General features: G+C 60.1%; 7 protein-coding genes and 1 pseudogene. 7 read left to right on the top strand and 1 reads right to left on the bottom strand.

Translation table 11 applies throughout. The features are described from left to right. The 3 genes from A6A03_RS05620 to A6A03_RS05630 all read left to right on the top strand — a co-directional run bounded on the left by A6A03_RS05620 (window position 1) and on the right by A6A03_RS05630 (window position 4,665). The gene (locus tag A6A03_RS05620; RefSeq protein WP_082908923.1) at window positions 1-1,317 is read left to right on the top strand and encodes a PSP1 domain-containing protein; all 1,317 of its coding nucleotides are present in this window, start codon (window positions 1-3) and stop codon (window positions 1,315-1,317) included. A gap of 103 nt (window positions 1,318-1,420) precedes the next feature. Further along, window positions 1,421-2,326: an MBL fold metallo-hydrolase gene (locus tag A6A03_RS05625; RefSeq protein WP_066784625.1), complete on the top strand. Its 906-nt coding sequence runs from the start codon at window positions 1,421-1,423 to the stop codon at window positions 2,324-2,326. Between the two features lie 95 nt (window positions 2,327-2,421). Next, window positions 2,422-4,665, top strand: coding sequence for an ATP-dependent helicase (locus A6A03_RS05630; protein WP_066784627.1), 2,244 nt, complete (start codon window positions 2,422-2,424; stop codon window positions 4,663-4,665). On the opposite strand, the gene A6A03_RS05635 is transcribed toward A6A03_RS05630, so the two are convergent. Next, window positions 4,643-5,548: a LysR family transcriptional regulator gene (locus A6A03_RS05635; RefSeq protein ID WP_066784629.1), complete on the bottom strand. Its 906-nt coding sequence runs from the start codon at window positions 5,546-5,548 to the stop codon at window positions 4,643-4,645. The genes A6A03_RS05630 and A6A03_RS05635 overlap by 23 nt on opposite strands. Window positions 5,549-5,608: 60 nt before the next feature. Between A6A03_RS05635 and A6A03_RS05640 the strand changes: the two genes are divergently transcribed. From A6A03_RS05640 to A6A03_RS05655, 4 genes and pseudogenes are all read left to right on the top strand, one after another. After that, the gene (locus A6A03_RS05640) at window positions 5,609-6,760 is read left to right on the top strand and encodes a sensor histidine kinase (protein ID WP_245668854.1); all 1,152 of its coding nucleotides are present in this window, start codon (window positions 5,609-5,611) and stop codon (window positions 6,758-6,760) included. A gap of 360 nt (window positions 6,761-7,120) precedes the next feature. Then, on the top strand, window positions 7,121-7,285 hold the full coding sequence (locus tag A6A03_RS05645) for a Flp family type IVb pilin (RefSeq protein WP_066784637.1): 165 nt from the start codon (window positions 7,121-7,123) through the stop codon (window positions 7,283-7,285). A 147-nt stretch (window positions 7,286-7,432) separates the two neighbouring features. Continuing rightward, the gene (locus tag A6A03_RS05650; RefSeq protein WP_066784643.1) at window positions 7,433-8,869 is read left to right on the top strand and encodes an MFS transporter; all 1,437 of its coding nucleotides are present in this window, start codon (window positions 7,433-7,435) and stop codon (window positions 8,867-8,869) included. A gap of 37 nt (window positions 8,870-8,906) precedes the next feature. Further along, window positions 8,907-9,312, top strand: a pseudogene (locus A6A03_RS05655) (flagellar hook assembly protein FlgD); the annotation flags it as partial.

Here is a 9,312-nt window from a genome sequence, read left to right on the forward strand (position 1 = left end):
ATGCCAATTGTTGTTGGTATTCGGTTCAAAGACAGCGGCAAAATCTACTACTTCGACCCGCGCGATCTCGAACTCCATACCGGTGATCCGGTGATTGTTGAGACGGTGCGCGGCCTTGAGTTGGCAAGGGTGGCGTTTGAACGGCGTGAAGTGAGCGATGACGCGATCGTCGGCGAATTGAAGCCGGTGGTGCGGCGCGCCGAAGATGCCGATTTGGCCCGCATGGCCGAGTTGCAACAGTATCATGCCGATGCGCTAGCCCGTTGCGCCGAAAAGGTGCAAGAGCATGGCTTGCCGATGAAGTTGGTGAAGGCCGAATACTCCTTCGATGGCTCCCGTCTGACCTTTTACTTTACCGCCGATCAGCGGGTCGATTTTCGCCAGTTGGTGCGCGATCTGGCCCGCACCTTCAAAACGCGCATCGAGCTGCGCCAGATTGGGCCGCGCGATGAGGCGAAGATGCTTGGCGGCATTGGCCCCTGTGGCCGGATTCTCTGCTGCGCCTCTTTCCTGCCCGATTACGCCCGGGTCTCGATTAAGATGGCTAAAGACCAAGACCTGCCGCTGAATCCGAGCAAGATTAGCGGGGTTTGCGGGCGGCTACTTTGTTGTCTCTCATACGAACACGAGCAGTATCTGGAGATGCGCAGCCAGTTGCCCAAACGCGGCACGTGGGTGATGACCCCTGATGGGCCGGGTGAAGTAGTTGGCCAGCACGTGCTCAAGCAGCAAGTGTTGGTGCAATTGGCCAGCAGCGGCATGATCGAAACCTACGATATGCCGCAGATTACGCTGGCTACCGAACAGGTGGCGGCGCTGGCGCGCGCGCGCGCGGCTGAGGGGATTACGCCGGCGCGTCCGGCTAAGCCCGATCGCGGCGAACGCCGGATGCTGCGCGATGAGGTTGATGCGTTCGAGTGGAACGATGATCTGAGTCTGTTGGAAGACGATGAGCCGTCGTTCTCGCCGCCTGCGCCGGTGTTACCGCCTACAGTAGAATCAAATCGTGACGCAGAGCAGCAACCAGCGCCAAAGTCGCGGGCGCGCCGGCGAGGCGGGAATGCCGCCAACGAGGCGCCGGCTGCCCCAGCCAAGCCAGCGGGGAAAACTCCACCTGTCGCCGCTGCTAAGTCGCCGGGGAAAACCCCACCCGCCGCCGCTGCCAAGTCGCCGGGAAAAACCCCACCCGCCGCCGCTGCTAAGTCGTCGGGGAAAACTCCACCTGCCGCCGCTAAACCCGCGCCGCAAGAGCCGGCAGGCACTCCGGGAGGCGATACCGGCAAACGGCGACGGCGACGGCGCAATACCGGCAAATAGCCCGCATGCCCCACGGTGCTGCTCGTGTCACTGACTGTTCCTCACCGCCTTGCAATGGGCAGGCGGTTTGTTGCGTGTCCAATTGCAGATAATGAGGGAAGGGATGGAGATCTTTCAGGTTGATGAGCACATTTGGGCGATCGATCACGAGCTGCTCGGCTTGCCCGGCGTGGGTGTGACATACGTCGTGCGAGGCGAAGAGATTGCGCTGGTCGAGACCGGGACGGCGTTGACTGCGCCGAAGACGTTGGCCGGCCTTGATGCGCTAGGGATTCCGCGTGAAGCGGTGCGCCACATTCTCTGCACCCATATCCACATGGATCACTGCGGCGGCTCTGGCCATCTCGCTGCTGCGCTGCCCAATGCCACGGTCTACATTAATAGCAGCGTGGCTGAGCATCTGGCGAATCCAACCAAACTGATGGCGAGCGTGCGCCGGGCCGTCGGTGAAGAGGCATGGCCGCTGCACGGCGAGTTGCTGCCGATCCCTGCCGAGCGGATCCACCCGGCTGAAACCTTGCGCCTCGATCTGGGCCGCGATGTGGTACTCGAAGCCATCGCTACTCCCGGCCACTCGCCCGACCATCTCTCGTACCGCGATCTGAAGAGCGGCGGTCTGTTTATCGGCGATGCGGCTGGGTTGGTGATGGAACGCTGGGGGCTTGTGTTCCCGGTCACGCCGGTGCCGGCGTATAACCTCGAAACCCATCAGGCGACCATCGCCAAGTTGCGCGCGCTGAACCTGCCGCGGATCTACGTGACGCACTACGGCCCGCACGACGATGTTGATCATCAACTTAACTACGCTGCCGAACGGTTGGCCGAACTCTTTGATCTGGTTGACCGGGCGTTGGCCGATGGCGATCCTGACGTTGATGCACTGGCGGCGCGCTGGGTGCCCTACCCCGACGATGGCCCGGCAGGGGTGGTGGCGCGTAGTTGGTCGCGTATGAGCGTGGCCGGTATGATCCGCTACGAACTCAAACGCCGCCAATCACCCACCGCGTAGCACGGTTGTGTGGCTGCTATGCTGGTCAGGCGGCGCACCGCGGTGCGCCGCTTTCGTATGGTATACTGCAACCAAGCTGCGCACCGGAATCAACTATGGCCACCGACCTGCTTGCCAACCTCAACCCGCAACAACAACGCGCCGTGACTACCGTCACGGGGCCGGTGTTGGTGTTGGCCGGGCCGGGCAGCGGCAAGACGCGCGTGTTAACCCACCGCATTGCCTATCTGATCACGGAAGCCGGCATTGATCCGCTGCACATTTTGGCTGTCACCTTCACCAACAAGGCCGCGCGCGAGATGCGTGAGCGGCTGGTGGGCTTGTTGGGCGAAGCTGTTGCCACTGACCTGACCGTCGGTACCTTCCACGCGATCTGCGCCCGCTGGCTGCGGCGCGATATTATCCATCTTGGCCGCGAACGCGATTTCGTCATCTACGACAGCGATGATCAAGAACGCTTGATGAAGCGGGTGTTGCGCGAACTCAACCTCAACGAAAAGCAGAACCCGCCGCGCGCTATCCTCGGCGCGATTTCGCAAGCGAAAAACGAACTGGTTGGCCCGGAAGAGTTTGCCCGCCATACCCGCAGCTATTTCGATGAGGTTGTTGCCCGTTGCTACGCCCGCTATCAAGCTCTCTTGCGCGAGAGCAATGCGCTCGACTTTGACGATCTGCTTGGCGAGACGGTGCGGCTGTTCCGCGAGCATCCGGCGGTGCTCGCCCATTATCAACAGCGTTACCGCTTTTTGATGGTCGATGAGTATCAAGACACCAACCGCGCCCAATATCTGCTGGTGCGCGCGTTGGCCGAACGCGAGCGCAATCTGTTCGTGGTCGGCGATGAAGCGCAGAGCATCTATGCGTGGCGCGGGGCGGATATTCGCAATATTTTACAGTTCGAGCGCGATTATCCCGATGCCACGGTGATTATGCTCGAACAAAACTATCGCAGTACGCAGGCAATCCTCGATGCGGCGCAGGCGCTGATCAACGCTAGTCCGCAGCGCAAATATGCCAAACGGCTGTGGACGACCAACGGTAAAGGCGAGCAGGTCATTCTCTACGAAGCGGCCAATGATGAAGATGAGGCGTCGTTTGTGGTGGGCGAAATCCTGCGCCTAATCGCCGAAGGCGCGGCGCGGCCCGGCGATTGTGCGATTATGTACCGCACTAATGCCCAGTCGCGTTTGGTGGAAGAGGCGCTGGTGCAGGCCCATCTGCCGTATCACGTGGTAGGCGGGGTGCGCTTCTACGAGCGCAAAGAGGTCAAAGATGTGCTGGCCTACTTGCGCTTGGCTGCCAATCCCTACGATAGCGTCAGCTTGCAGCGGGTGATCAACTGGCCGGGCCGCGGCATCGGCGAGCGCACCGTCAGCGAGTTGATCGTCTGGGCGCGGCAGTTGGGGGTGCCGCTCTATCAGGCGCTCAGCGAATTGGCCGGCGACGCCGCCGACCATCCCTTTGCCGCGCGCGCCCGCAGCGCCTTGTTAGAGTTCTATACCCTCATTGCCGACCTCAACCGGCTGCGCGAGATGATGGCGCTGGGTGATCTGATTGACTACCTGCTGGCGCGAGTTGAGGTGCAGGCAGCGCTGAAACGCGAGTACGACGCCGACGAAGCCGACGATCGCTGGCGCAACGTGCAAGAGTTGCGCAACGCAGCGCTCGCCTACGCCAATCTGCCGGTCGAGAATCAGTTGGCAGCGTTTTTGGAAGACGTCGCCCTCATCGCCGATGTCGATTCGCTCGACCGCCACACTGATGTAGTCACGTGCATCACCTTGCATCAGGCGAAGGGGTTGGAATTCCCCTACGTCTTTGTGCTCGGCATCGAAGAGGGTTTGTTGCCGCACAGCCGCTCGCAGACCGACCGCGACTCGCTCGAAGAAGAGCGGCGGTTGCTATACGTTGGCATGACGCGGGCCCAACGGCGGTTGTACCTCTGCCATGCTGGGCAGCGGGCTTTGTTTGGCCGGGTGACGGCGAGCGCGCGCTCGCGGTTTCTGGCCGATATTCCGCCGGCGCTCTTCAAACCGCTGCGGCGGCGCGGCTACCGGGCGCTTCCTGCGCCACAGCCGGTAATGTTCAATGATCGCTCGTTCAATCAGCCGCCTGCACGTCGCGAGAGCGGGCGCAGCGCACCGTTACCAACCCCGCTCAAGGCCGTCTTTTTCCCCGGCCAGCGGGTGCGCCACGCAACCTTTGGCGAAGGGATTGTGGTCAGCAGCCGCCTGATCGAGGGTGACGAAGAAGTGACAGTGCGCTTTCCCGATCGCGAGCGGCGCTTGTTAGCCAGCTTTGCTCGTCTCGAACCAATCACGGACGGATCAGATCGCTGACCGGGCGCTGCTGCAATTCACTGACCAGAAATTCGCGTAAGGCGCGGGCAGCCGGTGAGGCAGTGCGATCACTGCGCCAGACCAAGCCCAGCGAGCGGGTCAGATTCTGATCGCGAATCGTGAGACTCACCACGTTATGAAAACCGGCTACGGCGAGCGCTGGTACTAACGCAATTCCTAACCCGGCAGCCACAAACCGCACCAACGTCTCGGTTTCACCCCCCTCCATCACTGTCTGCGGTGTAAAGCCGGCTTCGCGGCACGCCTTGAGCGTCGCCTCACGCAACTCATAACTTGCTGGCGACAAGATCCAGCGTTCGTTGCGGAGCTCAGCCATCGTCACTTCACTCCGTCCGGCCAGCGGGTGGGTAGGGCTGACAATCAACACCAACGGCTCATTCAACAAGGGTGTCACCGTCAACAACTCATCGCTGACCGGCAAGGCGACGACGGCCAAATCGGTCAAGCCAGCCTCAAGCAGGTCGAGCAGCGATTGAATGCCGGCCTCGTGCAAGCGGAGGGTAATGCCGGGGTAGCGTTGGTGGAATGCAGCCAATAATGGTGGGAGCAGATGCGCGCCAACGGTCGGCGGCGCGCCGATCGACACCCGGCCAGCCTTCAGCCCGACCCGTTCGGCCATAGCCGCACGCGCTTCCTCAACTTGGGCCAAGATTGCGCGCGCGTATGGCAACAGCGCCTCACCGGCTTCAGTCAGGCGCAGGCTGCGCCCTACTCGATCGAACAACGTAATGCCAAGCTCGCGTTCAAGCTGGCTAATCTGCTTGCTGAGCGCCGGCTGCGCGATGTGCAATTCGGCTGCAGCGCGAGTGACGTGTGAGTGGCGAGCAACCGCCTCAAAATACCGTAAATGGCGAAGTTCCATGCTTGTGCCCTTCTGTTCGGCGCTGAACTCTGTATGGTATGATACCAAATACCAGTATCAATGGCACACGTTGCGTCACTGCGCGGCAACGTCTATAATGCTGAACAGCAGATTCGCGCCGGCGGCGCCGGCATCGCAGGAGAATCAGCCGTGGCAGGCGAAGAAGTGCAACAGCAGATCACCGCAGCTATCCAAACATACCGCGAAGAGATCGATCGTACCCGCCGCGAGATCAATGAGGTTGAGTCGTTGCTGCGGCAAGGGATGGCCGAAGTTGACAAGCTCTCGTTGCGCGAAACCTCGATCGCTAATCGCGTGCGCGATCTTGATGTCAATCTCGAACGCTACGAAAAGACTGATATCAAGACCTTCTATACCTCGCTGATCGAAGTCCAAATGCGCTTGCAAACCATGCGCGCGCAGGTCGAGCAGTTGCAGGCCCGGCGTGAAACGTTGCGTAACCGCCAAAGCATCTTGAGCGAATTTGTTGAATTGCTCGAACAGGCAGCCGCGCAGTTGGAGCGCAGCGCCAAAGTGGCTGATCTGCCCTTTGACCCGCAGACGATGATCGCCAACATCATCCAATCGCAAGAGAGTGAGCGGTTGCGTATTTCGCTGCAAATGCACGACGGCCCGGCACAGGCGATGAGCAACCTCGTCTTGCGGGCCGAAATCTGCCAGCGTCTGCTCGACCGCGATCTCGATCAAGCTCGCGCCGAATTGGTGGCGCTGAAGAATGCGGTCAACAACACCCTGCAAGAAACGCGCAAGTTCATCTTCGACTTGCGGCCAATGACGCTTGATGATCTAGGGTTGGTGCCGACTTTACGCCGGTATGTGGCCCAAGTTTCCGAAAAACACAAAATCGATGTCAGTTTAATGGTGCAAAACCTCGATCAACGCTTACCCGGCCACTACGAAGTAACGATCTTCCGCTTCATCCAAGAAGCGATCAATAACGTCGTGCGCCATTCCGGCGCCACCCAAGCGCGCGTGATGCTCGACAATAGTGATAATACGCTCCAAATTCTGATTGAAGACAACGGCAGCGGCTTTGCCGTGCAAGATGCGATTGCCAGCGCCGGCACGCGCAAGAATATGGGTCTAGCCAATATGCGCCAGCAGATCGAGGTCTTGCTGCAAGGCGAGTTCGGCATCGAGAGCGCGATCGGGCGCGGCACTCGGGTGGCGGCAACGATCCCATTACCGTAATAGCGCCGTGAGCTGGAACGCCGTCCGCTTCTAACCCTATCCGCACATGGGGAGTGGATAGCGGTTGGCGTAGAAACGTCCCCTTTGGCTACAACTTTTTTTAAACTCTTGTGGTCGTTAGTTGTAAAAGTAGTACTACATACTGTAGAATAGTAATACTCTGTTATTTTGAATCTAACAAAACGTTCATTTTTGAATGGTACACCAGTCCCATTCCAATGCGGTACCAAGGTCTTGTAGTACTGGCATAAAATGGTACTCTCTGGCTATTGGATTTTCATTGCTGAGGGGGTATACTGACAACCGTGGAGAGTTGCTCCACAATATAGTTCAACCGCACTAGTCTTCAGGAGGAACACAATGCTTCGCAGCTTCTTCGCCAAGGAAGAGGGCCAGGGTCTGGTCGAGTACGCGCTCATCCTCGTTCTGATCGCCGTCGTCGTTATCGGTGCTCTGACCCTGCTTGGTGGCAGCATCGACGGCATCTTCCGCGACATCAACGACACGCTGCAGACCCGCCCGTAATTCCAGTTCGGTTCGTTTAGCAAATACGAAACCCAGCCATACTTGGCTGGGTTTCGTATTTGTGTTGTGGTCTAAAAGCTCTTCACCTTTGCAGCCATAGTGCGGTAGAATGCTCGCGGTAGCAATGTAGCGGCTGCGAGGTGCAAGGTGGAAGAACGGCGGAAATGGTGGGCGCTGGCGGCGGTCGGTAGTGGGGTGTTGATTTCGACCATCGATGGCTCGATTGTCAATATTGCCCTTAATACGCTAGTACAAGCGTTTCAGAGTAATCTGAATGTAGTGGAATGGGTGGTGCTCGGTTATCTGCTGACGCTCGCTTGTACCCTCTTGATTATGGGGCGCTTGGGCGATATGTACGGCAAGCGCCGGATCTACCTGATCGGGTTTACCCTCTTCACCTTCGCCTCGTTGCTCTGCGCGACGGCGCCGTCGATTTGGGCGCTGATCGGGTTCCGGGTGTTGCAAGGGATTGGCGCGGCAATGGTACAGGCGGTGGGGCCGGCGCTGTTGGTGACGGCGTTTCCGCCGAGCCAGCGCGGGATGGCGTTGGGCGCAATTGGGTCGTTTGTCGCCGCCGGCATCTTGATCGGCCCAGCGTTGGGCGGCATTCTGCTGCGTTATGTCGGCTGGGAGGCGATCTTTCTGGTGAATCTGCCGATCGGCGCGCTGGGGTGGTGGTTGACGATACGTTCGATTGCACCTGACCAGCCGGCGCGGCCCGGCCAGCGGTTCGATCTGGTTGGCGCCGGGTTGTTGGCGTTGGCGCTATTTTGCTTGTTGTTGGGGCTGACCGAGGGGCCACTGTGGGGGTGGAGTGATGGGCGGGTGATCGGTCTCTTTGCTGCGGCCCTTATCGGGGGTGTCCTCTTCCTCGTTTGGGAATGGCGCACGCCGCAGCCGATGCTCAATCTGCGCATCTTCCGGCGCTTGGCCTTTTCGCTGAATCTGCTGGCGTCGCTGGTACTCTTTCTCGGTCTCTCCTTTAATCTGTTGCTGACCCCGCTCTTCTTCCAGTTGGTCTACCAATTCGATCTGCAACGTACCGGATTTATGTTAGTGGCGTTGCCGGTCGCCTTGTCGTTGATGTCGCCAATCAGCGGACGGTTGTCGGATCGGGTTGGCCCACGGTTGTTGACAATCGTTGGCTTGGTGATTACGGCCGTGGCCCTGTTGGGGTTGAGTGCCAGTACGCCAGTGACGCCGCCGCCGCAGATGTTGGGGTTTTTGGTGCTGTTGGGGATTGGGGTGGGCTTGTTTCAAAGCCCGAATAACAGCACTGTGCTGGGCAATGCCCCGCCGGAGGCGTTGGGGGTGGCGAGCGGGTTGCTAGCGGTCGTGCGCACGGTGGGTCAAACCGGTGGGATCGCGCTGGCCGGCGCGATCTGGGCGTCGCAGATTTTTGCCTTGAATGGCGGCCCGATTACGCCGATTACCGCCGCACCGCCGCCGATTTTGGCCGGCGGCTACGATGTGGCGATGCGAGTGGCGGCGCTGTTGGCGGTGATTGCAATCGTGCCTTCGTTGGCCGGCGGACGGGCGTTGCAACGCCAGTTTGCCGCTGCCGGTAGGCCGGTGGCTGATTGAACGTGCGCTGATGTTTGATAGGTGTGGAGGGTTGCACATGAAGGTTCTTGCGTGGCGATTCGCGCGCCCGCTGATGCTATTCGTGGGTCTGGGGTTGCTTTGGCTAGGGTTGATTAGCCTGAGCGGATGCGCCGCTGCGCCATTGCTGGGCGAGGTGACGGCGAGCGCCGAGCGATATGAGCCGGGGGCGGGGGCGCCGCTGGCCATCAGCTATGAGATTGGCCGGTCGGCGCTGGTGGATATTTATGTGCTCGATGCTGCCGGCCAGCGCTACGATCTGCGACGGGCGCAGCCGCGGGCTGCGGCCAGCGATCCGTATGTGTTGCGGTTTGATGGCAGTGTGCCGACCGATGATCCACAGGTGCTGCGCCGGTTGCTGCCTCCCGGCCAATATACGCTGGTAGTGGCGGCGCGCGCCGCCGACGGCAATGCCACCGCCGAAC

It is taken from the genome of Chloroflexus islandicus (genome assembly GCF_001650695.1).
Lineage (GTDB): Bacteria > Chloroflexota > Chloroflexia > Chloroflexales > Chloroflexaceae > Chloroflexus > Chloroflexus islandicus.

What these genes read in the sequence shown, in the direction of transcription:
- A6A03_RS05630 (WP_066784627.1), top strand. Translation starts at nt 2,422, where the DNA reads ATGGCCACCGACCTGCTTGCCAACCTCAACCCGCAACAACAACGCGCC.
- A6A03_RS05640 (WP_245668854.1), top strand. Translation starts at nt 5,609, where the DNA reads ATGGCACACGTTGCGTCACTGCGCGGCAACGTCTATAATGCTGAACAG.
- A6A03_RS05620 (WP_082908923.1), top strand. Translation starts at nt 1, where the DNA reads ATGCCAATTGTTGTTGGTATTCGGTTCAAAGACAGCGGCAAAATCTAC.
- A6A03_RS05635 (WP_066784629.1), bottom strand. Translation starts at nt 5,548, where the DNA reads ATGGAACTTCGCCATTTACGGTATTTTGAGGCGGTTGCTCGCCACTCA.
- A6A03_RS05645 (WP_066784637.1), top strand. Translation starts at nt 7,121, where the DNA reads ATGCTTCGCAGCTTCTTCGCCAAGGAAGAGGGCCAGGGTCTGGTCGAG.
- A6A03_RS05625 (WP_066784625.1), top strand. Translation starts at nt 1,421, where the DNA reads ATGGAGATCTTTCAGGTTGATGAGCACATTTGGGCGATCGATCACGAG.